This window comes from Duganella violaceipulchra, from assembly GCF_019166075.1.
GTDB lineage: Bacteria > Pseudomonadota > Gammaproteobacteria > Burkholderiales > Burkholderiaceae_D > Rugamonas > Rugamonas violaceipulchra.
In genome coordinates, this window is sequence record NZ_JAHTGR010000004.1 from 338,530 (window position 1) to 356,682 (window position 18,153).

General features: G+C 67.2%; 11 protein-coding genes. 6 read left to right on the forward strand and 5 right to left on the reverse strand.

Annotated features, from left to right (window positions below; all coding sequences use genetic code 11):
• The first annotated feature begins 2 nt into the window (after positions 1 to 2).
• From fliN to KVP70_RS10060, 6 genes are all read left to right on the forward strand, one after another.
• Positions 3 to 428, forward strand: coding sequence for a flagellar motor switch protein FliN (gene fliN / locus KVP70_RS10035; RefSeq protein WP_026334169.1), 426 nt, complete (start codon positions 3 to 5; stop codon positions 426 to 428).
• Positions 425 to 1,021, forward strand: a complete 597-nt coding sequence (fliO, locus tag KVP70_RS10040) for a flagellar biosynthetic protein FliO (RefSeq protein ID WP_229224719.1) — start codon at positions 425 to 427, stop codon at positions 1,019 to 1,021. The genes fliN and fliO overlap by 4 nt, the downstream gene beginning before the upstream one ends.
• Positions 1,011 to 1,787: a flagellar type III secretion system pore protein FliP gene (gene fliP / locus KVP70_RS10045; protein ID WP_217942022.1), complete on the forward strand. Its 777-nt coding sequence runs from the start codon at positions 1,011 to 1,013 to the stop codon at positions 1,785 to 1,787. Before fliO ends, fliP begins: the two co-directional genes overlap by 11 nt.
• A gap of 9 nt (positions 1,788 to 1,796) precedes the next feature.
• A complete protein-coding gene (gene fliQ / locus KVP70_RS10050) occupies positions 1,797 to 2,066 on the forward strand; it encodes a flagellar biosynthesis protein FliQ (RefSeq protein ID WP_008451355.1) in 270 nt (89 codons plus the stop codon).
• Between the two features lie 95 nt (positions 2,067 to 2,161).
• Positions 2,162 to 3,004: a flagellar biosynthetic protein FliR gene (gene fliR, locus KVP70_RS10055; protein ID WP_217942023.1), complete on the forward strand. Its 843-nt coding sequence runs from the start codon at positions 2,162 to 2,164 to the stop codon at positions 3,002 to 3,004.
• A gap of 85 nt (positions 3,005 to 3,089) precedes the next feature.
• Entirely contained in the window at positions 3,090 to 11,900 is an 8,811-nt protein-coding gene (locus tag KVP70_RS10060; RefSeq protein ID WP_217942024.1) for an SPM autocatalytic domain-containing protein, read from the forward strand.
• A gap of 179 nt (positions 11,901 to 12,079) precedes the next feature.
• On the opposite strand, the gene flgL is transcribed toward KVP70_RS10060, so the two are convergent.
• The 5 genes from flgL to KVP70_RS10085 are packed head-to-tail and all read right to left on the reverse strand — an operon-like array spanning position 12,080 to position 18,150.
• Positions 12,080 to 13,342, reverse strand: a complete 1,263-nt coding sequence (gene flgL, locus KVP70_RS10065; protein ID WP_217942025.1) for a flagellar hook-associated protein FlgL — start codon at positions 13,340 to 13,342, stop codon at positions 12,080 to 12,082.
• Between the two features lie 5 nt (positions 13,343 to 13,347).
• Positions 13,348 to 15,306: a flagellar hook-associated protein FlgK gene (flgK, locus tag KVP70_RS10070; protein WP_217942026.1), complete on the reverse strand. Its 1,959-nt coding sequence runs from the start codon at positions 15,304 to 15,306 to the stop codon at positions 13,348 to 13,350.
• 52 nt (positions 15,307 to 15,358) lie between these two features.
• Positions 15,359 to 16,333, reverse strand: a complete 975-nt coding sequence (gene flgJ, locus KVP70_RS10075) for a flagellar assembly peptidoglycan hydrolase FlgJ (protein WP_217942027.1) — start codon at positions 16,331 to 16,333, stop codon at positions 15,359 to 15,361.
• Between the two features lie 12 nt (positions 16,334 to 16,345).
• On the reverse strand, positions 16,346 to 17,464 hold the full coding sequence (locus KVP70_RS10080) for a flagellar basal body P-ring protein FlgI (RefSeq protein WP_229224738.1): 1,119 nt from the start codon (positions 17,462 to 17,464) through the stop codon (positions 16,346 to 16,348).
• A gap of 29 nt (positions 17,465 to 17,493) precedes the next feature.
• The gene (locus KVP70_RS10085; protein WP_217942028.1) at positions 17,494 to 18,150 is read right to left on the reverse strand and encodes a flagellar basal body L-ring protein FlgH; all 657 of its coding nucleotides are present in this window, start codon (positions 18,148 to 18,150) and stop codon (positions 17,494 to 17,496) included.
• Between the last annotated feature and the right edge of the window lie 3 nt (positions 18,151 to 18,153).

Genomic DNA, 18,153 nt, shown 5'->3' on the forward strand with positions numbered 1-18,153 from the left:
GCATGTCGGATAATCAAGACGATACGATGGACGATGATCCGTGGGGCGCGGCCATTGCCGAGCAAGCCCAGGCGGAAGCGGCCGCGTTGGAGAAGCAGCAGTCGCAGGCGGCCAGCGCCGCCGTGTTCACGGATTTTTCCAGCACGCCGAGCAAGACCGAAACCCATAACGATATCGACTTCATCCTCGATATCCCGGTCCAGCTGACGGTCGAACTGGGCCGCACCAAGATCGCCATCAAGAACCTGCTGCAATTGGCGCAGGGCTCGGTGGTCGAGCTCGACGGCCTGGCCGGCGAGCCGATGGACGTGCTGGTCAACGGCTGCCTGATCGCCCAGGGCGAGGTGGTGGTGGTGAACGACAAGTTCGGTATCCGCCTGACCGACATCATCACGCCGTCCGAACGTATCCGAAAACTCAATAAATGACACAGCGACTGACCTCAGCTCTGATCCTCGCGGCGGCCTTGGCCGCCGCGCCTGCAATGGCCCAGCGCAGCGTGTCGGGCACCATCGGCGGCCAGCATGCGGCCGCCGCACCGGCCGGCACCCCGGCTGACGCGCCCGCGACGGCGTCGCCGGCCCCGGCGGCTACTGCGGCGCCGGCGGCCACGGCTGCCACACCCGCCCCCGGTCCGCTGGCGATGACCATCCCCACCCCGCAAGCGTCGGCCGCCTCGGCCGGCGGCGGCCTGCTGCAGACCACCTTGGCGCTGATGTTCGTGCTGGCCCTGCTGGTCGGCCTGGCCTGGTTCCTGAAGCGCTACGGCCCCAAGAACTTTGGCGGCGGCAACAGCAACGTCAAGCTGGTCGGCGCGCTCAGCGTCGGTGCGCGCGAGCGCATCCTGGTGGTGGAAGTGGGCGAACAATGGATCGTGGTCGGCGCCTCGCCGGGCCGCATGAACGCGCTGGCCACCATGCCGCGCCAGGAAAGCAGCGACGCGGCCACCACCGCCGCACTGCCGACCGCCAACTTCGCCGAATGGTTCAAACAAACGATAGACAAGCGCAATGGCAAATAAGCAGGCCGGCTACACCCAGGCTACGGCCGTCAAATCCCTGTTGATGCTGGCCGCGCTGGCGCTGCCGCTCGCGGCCGGCGCCGATTCCAGCATCGGCATCCCGGCCTTCAACGCCGCGCCGGCGCCGGGCGGCGGCACCAGCTACACGCTACCGATCCAGACCATGCTGCTGATGACGGCGCTGACCTTCATCCCGGCGGCGCTGTTGTTGATGACCAGTTTCACCCGCATCATCATCGTGCTGTCGCTGCTGCGCCAGGCGCTGGGCACGCAGTCGGCGCCGCCCAACCAGGTGATGGTCGGGCTGGCGCTGTTCCTGACCCTGTTCGTCATGGGCCCCACTTTCGACAAGATTTACACCGAGGCCTACCTGCCGCTGCAGGAAAACAAGATCAACATGAGCGCGGCCATGGACAAGGGCGCCGCCCCATTAAAAACTTTCATGATGAAGCAAACCCGCCAGGCCGACCTGGCCTTGTTCGTCAAATTGTCGCGCAGCCCTGCGCTGCAGGGGCCGGAAGACGTGCCGCTACGCATCCTGGTGCCCGCTTTCGTCACCAGCGAACTGAAAACCGCGTTCCAGATCGGCTTCGCCATCTTTATTCCATTTCTGATTATCGACATGGTGGTCGCCTCTGTACTGATGTCGATGGGGATGATGATGATGTCGCCGGCCGTGATCTCGCTGCCGTTCAAGCTGATGCTGTTCGTGCTGGTGGACGGATGGCAACTCTTGCTCGGTTCGCTGGCCCAGAGTTTTTACTAGGAGACGGCCATGACACCGGAAAGTGTGATGACGATGGGCCGCCACGCGATGGAGGTGACCTTGATGATCGCCGCGCCGATGCTGCTGGTGGCGCTGATCATCGGCCTGGTGGTCAGCATCTTCCAGGCCGCCACCCAGATCAACGAGGCGACGCTGTCCTTCATCCCCAAGCTGGTCGGCATCTTCGTGGCGCTGGTGGTGGCCGGGCCGTGGATGCTGTCGGTCATGCTCGACTATATGCGCGAAGTGTTCGGCGGCATACCCGGCCTGGTCGGCTAGGTTTTTGCCAAGATGTAACAATTTACGATTCAATAAGAAGTTGACTTAAAATAAGAAGGTTGATGCTCGGTGGAAATAAATAGGGAAAACGCCTCATGATTTCGTTCTCCACTGCCGATATCAATCTGTGGATCGCCGGTTTGCTATGGCCGTTGACGCGCATCCTGGGTCTGCTGGCGGCGTCTCCGCTGTTCGGCAATTCCAGCGTGCCGGCCACGGTCAAGGTCAGCCTGGGCGTGCTGCTGGCCATGGTGGTGGCGCCGGCCGTGCCGGTGCTGCCGGGCTCGGACCCGATGTCGCTGGCCGGGCTGCTGATCCTGGCGCAGGAAATGCTGATCGGGCTGGCGATGGGCTTTAGCATCCGCATCGTGTTTGCCGCGGTGGAGATGGCGGGAGAAATCTCCAGTTTGACCATGGGCCTGGGGTTCGCGACGTTTTTCGACCCCAACACCCAGGGCCGCTCGTCGGCGATCAGCCAGTTCCTGGCGCTGGTGGCGACCATGACGTTCCTGGCGGTGAACGCCCACCTGGTGCTGCTGTCGGTGCTGGTGGAAAGTTTTTACACGCTGCCGGTGTCGGCCTCGCCGGTCTACGGCGGCGGCTTCAAGCAGCTGGCCGACTGGGGCGGCAAGATTTTCAGCACCGGTGTGCAGCTGTCGCTGCCCATCGTTGCCGCTTTACTGATTACCAACGTCGCGCTGGGCATCCTGACACGCGCGGCGCCGCAACTGAATTTGTTTGGCATCGGGTTTCCGATTACTTTAGGTGTAGGTTTGCTGGTCATCGCCATGACGCTCCCGTACCTGGCGACGCCCGTGCAAAACCTGTTTTTGGAAGGCGTGGAACGCGCGCGGCTGATGCCGCGCACCTGGTCGCAGCGCCCTGACGCGGTCAAACCGGCAAACTTGCCGGTTCGGCCTCCGGGGCCGCGCCCATAGCGAAATTCAATAGCCAACCAGCGATTTTTGGTTTCCATGAGGCAATTATGGGCGTATCATGGAAGCTCCCCGGGAGAACAATGCAATGACTTCGATCGTTACGAGCTTCACAACCGACCAGATCGTCAGCCTCACGGTTGCCCAGATCGGCCTGTTCACGACCGAAGACATGCAGGCGCTCAACTCCGAACAGCTCGGCGTCATGAGTTCGGCCCAGGTGCGCGCCATCACCACCGAGCAACTGAACTACCTGAGCACCGACGCCCTGCCCGGCCTGAGCACCGACAACGTCCCGCTGCTGACCCAGGTGCAAATGGCCGCGCTCAACACCGACCTGATCAGCGCCCTCAGCACCGACCAGCTGGTCGCCCTCAGCTCGGGCGAAATGCAGGCGCTGACCAGCGTCCAGCTCAACCGGCTGAACTCGGACCAGGTCGCCGCGCTGGAAACGATCGACCTGCACGCGCTGTCGACCGCCCAGCTGGGCGCGCTGGGCTCCGACCAGGTCGCCAGCCTGACAACCGACCAGCTCGCTTCCCTGACCACCCAGCAACTGCGCTCGGTCAGCACCAGCGCCGTGCAAGCCATCGCCACCGACCACATCCTGACGCTGGCCACCGCCCAGCTGGCGCAACTGACCACCGGCCAGCTCAACGCCCTGACCGTGGACCAGCTGGCCGCCATCACCACCGACCAGGTCGTCGCGCTGAACTCTGTGCAACTGAGCAATTTGTCGACCGCCTCGCTGGCCCTGCTCAGCAGCGACCAGATCGCCGCGCTGGAAACCCGCGACCTGGTCTGGCTGAGCAGCAGCCAGGTCGGCGTCCTCAGCGCGCTGCAGCTGGCCGGCCTGAGCACCGACCAGATGCATGCGCTGCGCAGCAATGAAATCGCGGCGCTGACCACCGACCAGCTGCCGGTGCTGAGCACCGACCAGCTCAACGCGCTGAGCTCGCTGGCCGCCTTCGGTTCGGCCCAGATCGCGGCGCTGACCACCGAACAGCTGAGCTCGCTGACCACCCACACCATCGCCGTGCTCGGCAGCGCGCAACTGGCGGCGCTGACCGCCGCCCAGGTGCAGGCCCTGAACAGCGACCAGATCATTGCTTTGGCGACCGCCCAGGTGGCCGCGCTGACCAGCGATGCGCTCAGCGCGCTGACCACCGACCAGATGCTGGCGATCGAGACGCGCGACATCCGCGCCCTGACCCCGGCCCAGGTCCGCGTCCTCAGCAGCGACCAGCTGGTGGCGCTCAATAGCGACCAGATCGGCGCCCTCAGCACCGACGACGAAGCCGCCCTGCTGCCCGAGCAGCTGGCCGCGCTGAGCACCGACCAGATCAACGCGCTGCGCACCATCGTGCCGCTGCGCACGCTGCAAATCCAGGCGCTGACCACCGACCAGATCGCCGGGCTGCAGAGCCGCGCCATCGTCAGCCTCAGCAGCGTGCAGCTGGCGGCGCTCACGCTCGACCAGGTGCAGGCGCTGAGCAGCGACCAGATCATCGCGCTGACGGCGGCCCAGTACAGCGCCATGAGCAGCGCCATGCTCAACGAGCTCACCAGCACCCAGATCGGCCAGATCGAAACGCGCGACATCGCCGCGCTGCGCTCGGCGCAGATCGCCCGCCTGGCGACCGAGCAGCTGGTGGTGCTGGGCAGCGACCAGTTCGCCGCGCTCACCAGCAGCGCCATCGGCGCCCTCAGCACCGACCAGATCAGCGTGCTGACCACCGACCAGCTGAACGCGCTGTCGACGCTGGCGGGCCTGTCGAGCCGCCAGATCAGCTCCTTCACCACCGCGCAGCTGAGCTCCCTGTCCACCCACAACCTGGCGACCCTGGCCAGCAGCCAGCTGCGGGCGCTGAACTCGGACCAGATCCAGTCGCTGACCACCGACCAGATCGTCGCGCTGAGCGCCGCCCAGTTCCGCGGCCTGAGCTCGGCCGCGATCGCCGCCCTCAGCACCGACCAGGTCGGCGCGATCGAGACCCGCGACATCGCCGGCCTCGACAGCCAGCAAGTCAGCAAGCTGGGCACGGCCCAGATCGTGGCGCTCAACACCGACCAGATCGTCGCGCTGAACTCGGCCGACACCGCGGCGCTGACCACCGACCAGGTGGCCGTGCTGAGCAGCGCCCAGGTCGACGCGCTGCGCTTCCTGACGGCGCTGACCACGCGCCAGATCCGCGCCCTCACCACCGCCCAGATCGGCGCCATCACGCTGCCCGACCTGACCAGCCTGACCACCCGCCAGTTCACCGCCTTCACCAGCGACCAGCTGCAGGCGCTGACCACCGACCAGATCATCGCGCTCAACTCGGCCCAGCTGGCGGCGTTGAGCACCGGCGCCATGAGCGCGCTGTCGACCGATGCCATCGCCGCCATCGAAACGCGCGACATCCGCGCGCTGCGCACCTCGCAGATCGCCCAGCTGAGCACCAACCAGGTGGTGGCGCTGACCACCGACCAGCTGGCCGCCTTCACCACCAGCGAAATCCGCGCGCTGACCTCGGACCAGCTGTCGGTGCTGAACAGCGCACAGCTGGCCGCGCTGTCGACGCTGGGCCCGCTGGTCACCAAACAGATCGCCGGCCTGACCACCGACCAGATCGCGCAGATGTCGACCACCGACTTCGCCTCCCTGCTGACCAGCCAGCTGGCCGCCTTCAGCAACATCCAGGCCGCCGCCATCAGCAGCGACCAGGTGTTGGCGATGTCGACCGAGCAGGTGCGCGCGCTGAGCACCGACGCCATCGCCGCGCTCGGCACGGACCGCATCGCCGCGCTGCGCAACAGCGACCTGGTGTCGATGAGCACGCGCCAGATCGCGGCCCTGAGCACCGACCAGCTGGCCGCGCTGAGCACGCAACAGCTGCGGGTGCTGAGCACCGGCGAAATCGCCGCCCTGACGCTGGCCCAGATCGCCAGCCTGAGCAGCGGCCAGATCGACGCCCTGGCCACGCTGGCCGCCTTCACCACGCGCCAGCTGGCGGGCTTCAGCACCGACCAGCTGTCGACGCTGAACCTGGCCGACCTGCGCGCCCTCAGTTCCAAACAGATCCACGCGCTCAACACCGACCAGCTGCTCTCGCTCACCAGCGACCAGATCGCCGGCATGCTGCCGGCCCAGCTGCGCGGCATCGCCGCCGCCGACATGGCGGCGCTGTCCACCGCCCAGATCGCCGCGCTGACGAACGCCGAGCTGAGTTCGCTGACCACGGCGCAACTGGTCAACCTGACCACCGACCAGATCGTGGCGCTGCGCACCAACCAGATCACCGCCCTGAGCACGCAGGAAATCGCCGCCCTCAGCTCCGACCAGAAAGCGGCGCTGACCAGCGACCAGCTCGGCGCGCTCAGTTCGCTGGCCAGCTTCTCGACCGCCGCCATCGCCGCCCTCACCACCAGCCAGATCGCCTCGCTGCCGCTGTCCATCCTGGCCAGCCTGACCACGCGCCAGATCGCCTCGATGACCACCGACCAGATCCAGGCGCTGACCACCGATGAAATCGTCGCGCTGAGCACCGCGCAGTTCCGCGCGTTCAATAGCGACCAGATCGCCGCGCTGAGCTCCGACCAGGTGCCGGCCATCGAGCTGGTCGACCTGCAGGCGCTGTCGACCGGCCAGGTGCGCGCGCTGACCACCACCCAGCTCAGCGTGCTGACGCCGGGCCAGTTCGGCGCGTTCAGCACGCGCGACATCGCCAGCCTGACCACGCTGCAGATCGCCGCCCTGTCGACCGACCAGGTGGCCAGCTTCGCCACGCTGGCGCCGCTGACCAGCACGCAGATCGCCGCCCTCACCACGCTGCAGATCGCCAGCCTGGCGCTGGCCAAGATCGCCACGCTCAAAACCAGCCAGATCGCCGGCCTGACCAGCCTGCAAGTGGGCGCGCTCACCACCGACGAGATCGTCGCGCTGAGCACGGCCCAGGTGCGCAGCCTGAACGCCGCCACGCTGGCCGCGCTGTCGACCGACCAGATCGCCGCGATCGAGGTGGTCGATGTGGCCGCGCTGGGCACCGGCCAGATCACCGCGCTGTCGAGCGACCAGCTGGCCGCGCTGACGGCCGGCCAGTTCGCCGCGCTCAGCACCCGCACCCTGTCCAGCCTGACCTCGGCCCAGGTCGCCGGCCTGCTGCTGGCCCAGATCGACAGCCTGGCCTCGCTGGCGCCGCTGACCACCGGCCAGCTGCAGGCGCTCACCAGCGCCCAGCTCGCCAGCCTGGGCCTGGCCCAGATCGGCACCCTGAGCACCCGCCAGCTCAACGCGCTGGCCAGCCTACAGCTGCAGGCGCTCACCACCGACCAGATCGTCGCGCTGGACACCCGGCAGATCCGCGGCCTGGGTTCGGCCAGCCTGAACGCGCTCACCACCGACCAGCTGGTCGCGATCGAGCTGGCCGACATCGCCGCGCTGCGCACCGACCAGATCGCCTCGCTGTCGACCCGCCAGATCGCCGCGCTGACCCTGGCCCAGCTGGGCGCCTTCACCTCGCAGGAAATCGCCGCGCTGACCACCCGCCAGCTGGGCGTGCTCACCACCGACCAGTTCGCCGCGCTGGGCAGCCTGGCCGGCCTCGGCACGCGCCAGATCAGCGGCCTGTCGAGCGACCAGATCATCGCGCTGACGCCGGCCCAGGTGGCCGCCCTCAAGACGGCCCAGATCGCCGCGTTCAACACCGCCCAGATCCGCTACCTGACCAGCGACCAGATCCCGGCGCTCACCAGCGGCCAGGTGCGCTCGCTGTCGACCGCCATCATCGCCGCGCTGAGCACCGACCAGATCCAGGCGCTGACCGGCGCCGACCTGGCCGCGCTGGCCACGCAGCAGATGGCGGCGCTCACCAGCGACCAGCTGGGCGCGCTGACCCTGCCGCAGTACGACAATCTGGTCAACAGCGAAATCGCCGCCCTGACCACCCGCCAGCTGAGCTTCCTGAACAGCGACCAGATCGCCGCGCTCACCAACCTGAACGCGCTGACCACCCTGCAGGTCGCGGCCCTGAACACCGACCAGCTGCTCACGCTGAGCGCGCCGCGCTTCACCACGCTGAGCACCGGCCAGCTGGCGGCGCTGGGCAGCCGCCAGGCGACCGGCCTGAACAGCGACCAGATCATCGCCCTCTCGACCGGCCAGATCCGCGCGCTCAGCGCCGGCCTGCTGGCCTCGCTCAACACCGACCAGATCGACGCCATCGAGGCGCTGGACTTCGCCGCCCTGAGCACCAGCCAGCTGCACGCGCTGACCACCGACCAGATGCAGGCGCTCACCACCGACCAGCTGCACGCGCTCAGCCAGGCCTCCATCGCCGCCTTCACGGCGGCCCAGCTGGCGGTGCTGAGCAACGCCCAGGCCGGCTCGCTGGGCAACCTGGCCGATTATTCGACCCTGCAGATCGCCGCCATCTCGACCACCCGCATGGCCAACCTGTCGCTGCTCGACATCGACCTGCTGAGCACGCGCCAGATCGGCGCCCTGTCCTCGCTGCAAGTGTCGGTGCTGAATAGCGACCAGATCATCGAGCTCAGCGCCGCCCAGGTGGCCGCCCTCAGCGTGGCCGCGCTGGCCGGCCTGAGCACCGACCAGATCGCCGCCATCGAAGCGGCCGACCTGACCCTGCTCAAGACGGCCCAGCTGCAGGCGCTCAGCAGCGACCAGCTGCTGGCGCTGACCACCGACCAGGTCGGCGCGCTGACGACGCGCGAAGTGGCGGCGCTCAAGGCCAGCCAGATCGCGCTGCTGAGCACCGACCAGCTGGTCAACCTGACCGGCATCGGCGGCATGAGCACGGCGCAGATCCGCGCCCTGACGTCCGACCAGCTCAGCGCCCTGCTGCCGGCGCAGATCGCCGCGCTGCGCACCGGCCAGATCGCCGCCCTGAGCAACACCCAGATCGTCAACCTGACCACCGACCAGATCGTCGCGCTGACCAGCACCGACATGCTGGCGCTGAACACGCGCACGCTGGCCGCGCTGACCACCGACCAGGTGGCCGCGATCGAGCTGGTCGACATCGCCGCGCTGCGCTCGGCGCAACTGCTGGCGCTGACCACCGACCAGATCGCCGCCATCAGCACCGGCCAGATCGGCTCGCTGGCCAGCGGCGCCATCGCCGCCCTGACCGCCAACCAGGTGCGCGCGCTCACCACCGACCAGATCGTCGCGCTGACGGAGGCGCAGTTCCGCGCGCTGTCGACCAAGTCCATCGCCACCCTCAGCACCGACCAGTTCGTCGCGATCGAGCTGGCCGACCTGGCCGCCCTGCGCAGCGGGCAGATCCGCGCGCTGACCTCCGACGAGCTGGTCAGCATGACCACCAGCCAGCTGACCAGCCTGAGCACCGCGCAAATCGCCGCCCTGTCGACCGCCCAGCTGAGCTTCCTGACGCCGGACCAGTTCCTGCTGCTCGGCGGCCTCGGTTCGCTCAACACCAGCCAGGTCTCGACCCTCTCCACCGACCGCATCCAGGCGCTCAGCGACGCCCAGCTCGACGCCCTGAGCACCAGGCAGATGGCGGCGCTGAGCAGCGCCCAGATGGGCGCCTTCACCACCCACCAGATCGCCCAGCTGTCGGTGGACCAGTGGCGCGCGCTGAGCACCACGGCGCTGCGCGGCCTGTACAGCGACCAGATCGCCGCCATCGAGGCGGACGACCTGTCCGGCCTGAGGACGGGCCAGATCGCCTCGCTGAGCACCCTGCAGATCTCGCTGCTCAGCGTCAACCAGTTCGGCGTGCTGACCACGGCCGAAGTGGCCTCGCTGAGCGCGGCCCAGGCCAAGGCCCTGACCACCGACCAGCTCAACGGCCTGGCCACGCTGGCCGGCCTGAGCACGCTGCAGATCAGCGCGCTGACCACCGACCAGCTGGTCTCGCTCAACGGCGACCACATGCTGACCTTGCGCACCGCGCAGATCGCCGCGCTGACCAAGAACCAGCTGGGAGCGATCACCACCGACCAGCTGGTCGGCCTGAGCACCGCCCAGACCCGGGCGCTGAGCGTGACCGCGCTGGCCGGCCTGAGCACCGACCAGATCGCCGCCATCGAGGGGCAGGACATCGCCGCCCTCAGCAGCATGCAACTGAACGCGCTGACCAAGGCCCAGTTCTCGTCGCTGACGCTGGCCCAGGTCGCCAGCCTGGCGACCCAGCAGATTGCCACGCTGAGCGCGGTCGACATCGCCGCCCTGAGCACCCAGCAGCTCAACATGCTCAGCACCCTCGGCGTGCTCAACGCCGGCCAGGTGGCGGCGCTCACGACCGACCAGCTGGGCGGCATCGACGTCGACCACTTCGCCACGCTGCGTTCGGCGCAGATCGCCGCGTTGTCGGCCAAGCAGATGGCGCTGCTGACCACCGACCAGCTGGGCGCGCTCAACACCCAGCAGGCGCGCGGCCTGAACGTGACCACGCTGAGCACCGACCAGATCGCCGCGCTGAATATCGACGCGGTCGCCGCACTCAGTTCGACGCAGCTGGTCGCGCTCAAGACCAACCAGCTCGGCGCGCTCACCGACGCCCAGTTCGCCGCGCTGTCGACCCGCTCGCTGGCCTCGCTGGCGGTGACGCAGATCCGCGGCCTGAGCACCGGCCAGCTGGCCGCGCTCGGTTCGCTGAGCCCGTTCACGACGACCCAGATCAGCGGCTTCACCTCCGACCAGATCGTCGGCCTGTCGATCGACATGATCAACAGCCTGCGCACCGCCCAGATCGCCGCGTTCGGCGTGACCCAGTCGACCGGCCTGACCACGGCGCAGATCTCCTCGCTCGATCCGACCCTGGTGGCGGCGATGTCGGTGGCGGCGCTGAACGCGCTCAACGCCGACCAGGTCCATTCCCTCGACGGCAACGACATCGTCGCGCTCAAGACCGCGCAGCTGTCCAACCTGTCGGCGGGCACCATCGCCAACTTCAGCGCGGTCCAGGTAGCCGCCTTCACCACCGCGCAGATGCGTTCTCTCAAGGCGACCCAGGTCAAGGCGCTGACGCTGGAGCAGATCGCCGCCCTGACCGTGGCGGACATCTCGGCGATGGCCGCGACCCAGGTGTGCGCGCTGACCGCCGAACAGCATGCGGCGCTGACGGCAGACCAACTGGCGGTGCTGCCGCTGGGCAGTCCGCTGATCCTCGACCTGGACGGCAACGGCATCAAGACGCTGGGCATAGACGCCGGCGTCAAGTTCGACCTGTACGCCGACGGCGAGCGCCTCGACACCGGCTGGGTTGGCCAGGGCGACGGCCTGCTCGCGCTGGACCGCAACCACGACGGCCAGATCAACGACGGCAGCGAGCTGTTCGGCACCGCCACCAACAGCAGCGGCGGCGGCAAGGCCAGTGACGGCTTCGCCGCGCTGGCCGACCTCGACAGCAACCACGACGGCGTGGTCGACCGCAAGGATGGCCAGTTCGGCGACCTGCGCGTGTGGGTCGACGCCAACGCGGACGGCGTCAGCCAGGGCGACGAACTGAAGACGCTGGCAAGCCTGGGCATCGCCAGCCTGACGGTGGGCGCCGCCAAGGTGAGCGAACTCGACAACAACAACTGGATCGGTTTGCGTTCCAGCTACACCAGCACCGACGGCACGGTGAGCCAGATGGCCGACGTCTGGTTCCTGGCCAGCCGTGCGGCGCAGACCAGCGCGCTGACGCAGGCGATCAACAGCTACGGCCAGCAGGCCGGGGTGGCGGACGGCGGCAACAGCGCCAGCGGCCAGCTGACAGCGGCGGCGGCGGCGACGGCATCCAGCCTGGCCGGCAATGTCGCCACGCTGGCCGAGCAGATGAAGCACTACGACGCCGCCACCACCAGCCTGAGCGGCAGCGCCTCGGCCGGCGAGCCAGACTGGTTCCGCAAGCAAAGCACCGCCAGCGGCATCCTGGCAGCCAAATAACACGGGGGTCAAGTCTGACATTCGGACACGAGCCCTGCCGTAAGCAGTGTTACGGCAGGGCTCGTGTCCGAATGTCAGACTTGACCCCGGATGCAAAAAAGCCCCATCGGCACTGAACGCGATCTTGAGCGCGTTCAGGCTGATGGGGCTTTTTTTCGTCCGCGCCGGCGGCGCCGGCTTCAGGTGATGTAGTTGAACAGCGAGAGCCCCGCCAGGCTCTTGAACGATTTCTGCGCCGCGTCCAGCGTGGTCTGCTGCTGGGTGAACAGCGAGATCGCCTTGACCGTGTCGACATCCTGCAAGTCCGACAGCGTGGTGGCGTACTGCAAGTTCAAATCGTCGCCCGAGCTGTCCAGGTAGTCCAGCTCCTTCAGGCGCGAGCCCACCTCCGACTGGATCGACAACAAATTATCGGTGGCGTTGTCGATATTCACGTGGGCCTGGTTGAGCTTGTTGTTCAGGTTGGCCTGCCCGGCCGGACCGTCACCGGGCGCGCGCAAGGCGGCGATCAGGTCCGACACGGTGGTGAAGATCGATTGCTTGGTGCTGGGCTGCACCGTGAAGTTATCGAGGTCGGCCGGATCGCCCTTGACGTCGAACTGCACCCCGTCGAAGGTGATGTTCTGGCCGCTGACATAGGGCTGCGGCACGGCCGGCACCGGCGCCGCGGGCACCGGCTGGTTCAGGGTCAGGTCGGTCACGGTGTAGGTGGTGACCTTGGGGATGCCCGGCGTGGCCGGCACCACCTGGAAATCGATCTGGTACTTGTGGCCGGTCAGCTGGGTCGCGTCCTTGACCGAGCCGGCGCTGATGATGCCGGAACCGCCGCGCGTGTAGTTGGCCGGATCGGCGAGGGTGGCAAACGTGCCGTTGCCGGTCGCATTGTTTTCAAACACCGAGGAGCCGGAATCGCTGATCGGCAGCTTGCGGGTCGAACCCACCTGCAATTCGCGCTGGCCCTGGTCGCCCTGGTAGGCGGCGCCGGTGGCGGTCTGGGTGAACGGCAAAGTAGTCGACTTGTAGCCCGAGAACACATAGCCGCCGGTGCCGTCGGCAGTGTTGGCCTGGCCCAGCAGATCGGCCAGCCGACCTTCCAGCTCGGTCGCCAGCGAGTCGCGGTCCTTCTGCGTCATGCTGCCGTCGCCGGCGTTGACCGCCAGCGTCTTAACGTCCTGCAAAATCGCCGTGGAACTGGCCAGCGCCACCGTCTCCATCGACAGCGTGCCCTTGGCGTTGGAGCGGTTGGTCACCAGCTGGGTGTTGATCGATTGCGACTGCGTCACTTCCAGCGCGCGCGCGGTGGCGATCGGATCGTCGGCCGCCGACAGGTTCTTGCGGCCGGTCGAGAGCTGCTGCTGAGTACGGGCGAGCGCGGTCTGCAGGCTGCTGATCTGCCCTACGCCGACGTCGTAGATCGTCTTGGAACTAATGCGCATGGACATGATTATTACCTAAGGTTGAGCAATACATCAAACAGGGTGCTGGCCACTTGCATGACCTTGCCGCTGGCCTGGTAAGCCTGCTGGTAGCGTAACAGATTTGCCGCTTCCTCATCGAGGTTCACGCCGGACACGCTCTGCTGTTGGGTGGTGGCCTGGGCCACGGCGGCGTCGGCGGCCGAGCCGCTGATCTGCGCCTCGCGCGCCTTGTTGCCGACAAAGTTGACCATCTGCGCGTAGGTGGTCTGGTAGGTGGCGTTGCCGTTGTCGAGGATGTTCTTGGTTTGCAGGCCGGCCAGCAAGGCGCCGTTGCGGCTGTCGCCGACGCCGCTGACATTGGGGCCGATGGTGAACGTGTCGAGGTCGGCCGGCGTGCCGCTGATGTTGAAGTTGACGCCGCCGAAGCTGATCGCCGCGCCGTCGGTGTAGGGCACCGTCGGCGTGCCGGCCGGATACACGGTGGCCACGCCGTTGACCGTCACCGTCACGTCCTGCGCCGGCGGGAAGCCCGACAGCGAACCGCTGGCCTTGTCGAAGGTCAGCGTGACCGGCGCGGCCAGCGCGTTGCCCGGCGTCAGATAGTTGACGTCGACGGTGCCGGCGCTGATCTTGGCGTTGCCGGCGTTGGCGGTCGGCGCGGCGGTGGCGATCGGCGCCGCCAACGCGATCTTGGTGCGGTCGCTGATGGCGACGCCGAACTGGTCGGCCGCGGTGTAGGTCGGCCGCACCAGGAAGTTGTCCTTGTCCACCGGCGCGCCGGTGATCGTGTAGTCGACGCCGTCGATGGTTTGCGGCACCGTCTGCGGGTAGGGGTTGATCTGCGTGATCTGGCCGTCGCTCAGGCGGGTGACGTTGAAATTGGTGCCGTCGTAGTCGACGCTGTAATCGCTGGCGGTCAGCTTGCTGGCGTCGGTGACGACGGCGCTGACGTCGGCCGTGCTGACCGGCGAGTTGTGGCTGTTGACGCCGACATAGGCGTTGATCGGCTTGAAGAACGCCGTGCCGAGCGCGCCGTTCTGGTCCTGGCCCAGCACGTGCTGGGCGTTGAAGCTGACCGCCAGCCCGGCCGCCACCTGGCCCAGCGAGTTTTGCGCGCGGTCCATGGCGCCGTTGCGGAACGACACCAGGCCGCCCAGTTGGCCGCCGGTCAGCACGCTCTCCGGCAAGGCGCTGAAGACGCCGCTGTCGCTCTGATAGCCGACCGTCATGCGGCTGGCGTCGGTCGGCGAGTTGGAGGTCGCCAGCTGGAAGGCGGTGCCGCCCACCACCAGCGGCTGGCCCGTGCCGAACTCGACCGTCAAGGTGTTGTTGTCGCCCGGGATGACGGTGGTCTTGATCAGCTTGTTCAGCTCGGTCAACATCTGGTCGCGGTGGTCCAGCATGTCGTTGGGCGCCTTGCCGTCCGTGGTCAGGCCGGCGATGGTCTTGTTGATCGCGGCGATCTGGGTGGCGTAGGAATTGATTTCGCCGACGTTGGACGTGATCTGGCCGTTGACGCCGGAAGCGATCTCCGACAGCCGCGCGCTCAGCCCCTGGAAACGCGACGCCAGCGACGACGCGGTCGACAGCATGGCCTGGCGCGACGCGGCCGAGGCCGGATTCGAGGTGGCGTCCTGCACGCCGTTGAAGAAGTCCTGCAGGGCCGGCGACAGGCCGGCCGTCGGGTCGGCCAGCAGGTTGTCGATCTGGCTGATCTGCTTGGTGTAGGCGTCCAGCGAGGCCTGGTTGGACTCGGCGTTGCGCAACTGGACCGCCAGGAAGTTGTCGTAGTAGCGGCGCACCGTCGTCACCTCGGTGCCGGTGCCGACGAAGCCAAAGCCCTGGTCCAGGGTCGCGGTATCGGACTGGATGGCGGCCTGACGGCTGTACCCGACCACGCCGGCGTTGGTGATGTTGTTGCCGGTGGTCGACAGCCCCACCTGGGCTGCCAACAAACCGCTTTTGCCGATACTGAGAAGACTGGACATAATGTTTTTACTCTATTTGTAATTGGTAACGGCAGTTTTCCGCCAAACTTGACTAACCCGCCAGCGATCGCTTGATAATGCTGGTGAGCTTGTTCGCGTAATTCGGATCGGTGGCGTAGCCGGCCTTCTGCAAGCCCTGGGCGAAGCTGCTGGCGTCGCCCGCGCTGGCCAGCACTTTTTCGTAGCGTGGATTGCTGGCCAACAGCTTGGCGTAATCCTTGAAACTGTCGCTGTAGCTGTCGTAGGCGCGGAAACGCTCAACCTTGGTCTGCGCCTTGCCGTTGACGTATTCGGTGGTGGTGGCCTCGACCACCTTGCCCTTCCAGTCGCCGCCGGCCTTGATGCCGAACAGGTTGTGGCTGTTGCTGCCGTCGCGGCCCTTGATCTCGCGCTTGCCCCAGCCGCTCTCCAGCGCCGCCTGGCCCAGCATGAACTTGGCCGGGATGCCGGTGGCGCGGCTGGCTTCCTCGGCGTCGGCGCCGAGCTTTTGCTGGAAGCTGCGCACGTGCGGCGCCTGGCTGCCCTTGTTGATGTTGGTGGCAGGAACCGCGCTGTTGTCGTCGACCGACGCAGTTGCCCCACCCGCCGCACCGGGGCCGCCGGCCGCCGCGATGGCGCGCTGCAGCTTGGCGTCCATCAGGCTGGACAGGCCGCCGAAGCTGCCGCCGTTGGCGCGGTCGCCGGCCTCGTTGCCGATCGCCAGCGCCTGCTGGTCGGCGGTCTTGGACAGCTGGCGTATCAGCATGTCCGACAGGCCGATGCCCTTCTTGGCGATATTCTGGCTGGTCTGCTGGTCCAGCATGGTGGTGAACATCTTGGACTGCTGACTGTCCATCATGCCGTCCTGCGGCGTCGCCTCGCGCATGCTCTTCATCATCATGTTGACGAACATGGCTTCGAACTGCGTGGCGGCGGTCTTCAACGCCTCCGGGCTGCCGGCCTTGGCCGACTGCCGCAGGCTGCCCATGTCCTTGAGGTCGAGGGCGAACTTGCTGCTGAGGTCGTTGGATGTATTTGGACTGGTCATGATGCGCCTCGCTTAGATGATTTCCAGCTCGGCGCGCAGCGAACCCGCCGCCTTCATCGCCTGCAAGATGGCCAGCAAATCCTGCGGTGTGGCGCCGATGGCGTTGAGCGCCTTGACCACCTCGGCCAGCGAGGCGCCGCCCTTGACCATCATGACCTTGCCGCTGTCGGCCTTGATGCCCACCTGCTGGTTGGGCGCGACCACGGTGCGTCCGCCCGACAATGGATTGGGCTGGCTGATCTGAGGATCGGCGGTCACCGAGATCGACAGGTTGCCGTGCGAAATGGCGCAAGTGTCGAGCGTGACCGCGCGGTTCATCACCACCGAACCGGTGCGGGCGTTCATGATGACCTTGGCCGGCTGTTCTGCCGGGTTGACCTGCATATCCTGCAAGGTGCCGATGAAGCTCACGCGCTGGTCGCTGCTGCTGGGCGACTGCACGCGGATCACGCGGCTGTCCAGCGCGTAGGCGATGCCGGAGCCGTATTTGTCGTTGATCGCCTCGACCACGCGGCTGGCGGTGGCGAAGTCGGCGGTGTTCAATTCCAGCTTGATGAAGTTGCCCTCGCCCAGGGTGGAGGCGACCGCGCGCTCGACGGTGGCGCCGGCCGAAATCTTGCCCACGCTGAGGTGGTTGACGGTCAGCGAGCTGCCGCCCGCGCCGCCGGCCGCGACGCCGACGCCGCCCACCAGCACATTGCCCTGGGCCATGCCGTAGACCTGGCCGTCGGCGCCTTTGAGCGGCGTCATCAGGAGCGTGCCGCCGCGCAGGCTCTTGGCGTTGCCCATCGACGAGACCGTGATGTCCAGCGTCTGGCCCGGCTGCGCGAACGGCGGCAGCGACGCCGTCACCATCACGGCGGCGACGTTCTTCAATTGCAGCGAGGTGCCTTGCGGCAGGTTCACGCCCAGCTGTTGCAGCATCGAGACCACGCTCTGCACGGTGAACGGGGTCTGCGTGGTCTGGTCGCCGCTGCCGTCGAGGCCGACGACCAGGCCGTAGCCGATCAGCTGATTCTGCCGCACGCCGGCAACGCTGACCAGGTCGCGCAGGCGCTCGGCGTGGGCCGGCGGCGCCAGCAGCGAGGCCGCCACCAGCGACAACGCGGCCAGCCTGCGTGCGCCCTGCATGAATGATTGAGTGCTGTCCATGTTCGCCATCAGAAAGGTAACAGGCTTTGGAAGAAGCGCGAGGCCATCGACGTCATCTCGGCGCGGTCGATCTGGCTGTTGGTGCGGTACTCGACCTTGGCGTCGGCCACGGCGGTCGACTGCACGGTGTTGCCGGTGGCGATATTGTCGGGATTGATCATGCCGGAGAAGCGGATGAATTCCACGCCCTTGTTCATCGCCACCTGCTTCTCGCCGGCCACGATCAGGTTGCCGTTGGCCAGCACCTCGACCACGGTCACGCCCATGGTACCGGTGAAGGTGTTGCTGGCCGACTGGTTGTCGCCGTCGGCGTACTTGCTGGCGTTGTTGGCGGCCAGGGTGGCGCCGAAGGTCGACTGCAGCGGATGCGGCACGCTGGCGCTGACACTGCCGGACTTGTTGCCCGAGCTGGCGCCGGCTTTGACGGCCGAGGTTTTCTCGGTGATGACCAGGGTCAGCACATCGCCCACCTGGCGCGCGCGGCGGTCCTCGAAGATCGGGCGGAAGGCGGCGTTCTGGTAGATCGCACCGTTGGTCGGCGCCGCCTGCAGCTGGGCGCTGGTCAGCGGACGGGCCGACATCGGCATCTGCACGATGGAGGTCGGGGTGGCCATGCAGCCGCTCAGGGCGGCCGCTGCTGCAACGATGGTGATGGCGTGTTTCATAAT

Bases quoted from the DNA above. Each gene is read 5' to 3' on its own strand.
- KVP70_RS10085 (WP_217942028.1), bottom strand. From the start codon at position 18,150: ATGAAACACGCCATCACCATCGTTGCAGCAGCGGCCGCCCTGAGCGGC.
- flgL (WP_217942025.1), bottom strand. From the start codon at position 13,342: ATGTCCATGCGCATTAGTTCCAAGACGATCTACGACGTCGGCGTAGGG.
- KVP70_RS10080 (WP_229224738.1), bottom strand. From the start codon at position 17,464: ATGCAGGGCGCACGCAGGCTGGCCGCGTTGTCGCTGGTGGCGGCCTCG.
- fliP (WP_217942022.1), top strand. From the start codon at position 1,011: ATGGCAAATAAGCAGGCCGGCTACACCCAGGCTACGGCCGTCAAATCC.
- flgJ (WP_217942027.1), bottom strand. From the start codon at position 16,333: ATGACCAGTCCAAATACATCCAACGACCTCAGCAGCAAGTTCGCCCTC.
- fliO (WP_229224719.1), top strand. From the start codon at position 425: ATGACACAGCGACTGACCTCAGCTCTGATCCTCGCGGCGGCCTTGGCC.
- fliN (WP_026334169.1), top strand. From the start codon at position 3: ATGTCGGATAATCAAGACGATACGATGGACGATGATCCGTGGGGCGCG.
- fliR (WP_217942023.1), top strand. From the start codon at position 2,162: ATGATTTCGTTCTCCACTGCCGATATCAATCTGTGGATCGCCGGTTTG.
- fliQ (WP_008451355.1), top strand. From the start codon at position 1,797: ATGACACCGGAAAGTGTGATGACGATGGGCCGCCACGCGATGGAGGTG.
- KVP70_RS10060 (WP_217942024.1), top strand. From the start codon at position 3,090: ATGACTTCGATCGTTACGAGCTTCACAACCGACCAGATCGTCAGCCTC.
- flgK (WP_217942026.1), bottom strand. From the start codon at position 15,306: ATGTCCAGTCTTCTCAGTATCGGCAAAAGCGGTTTGTTGGCAGCCCAG.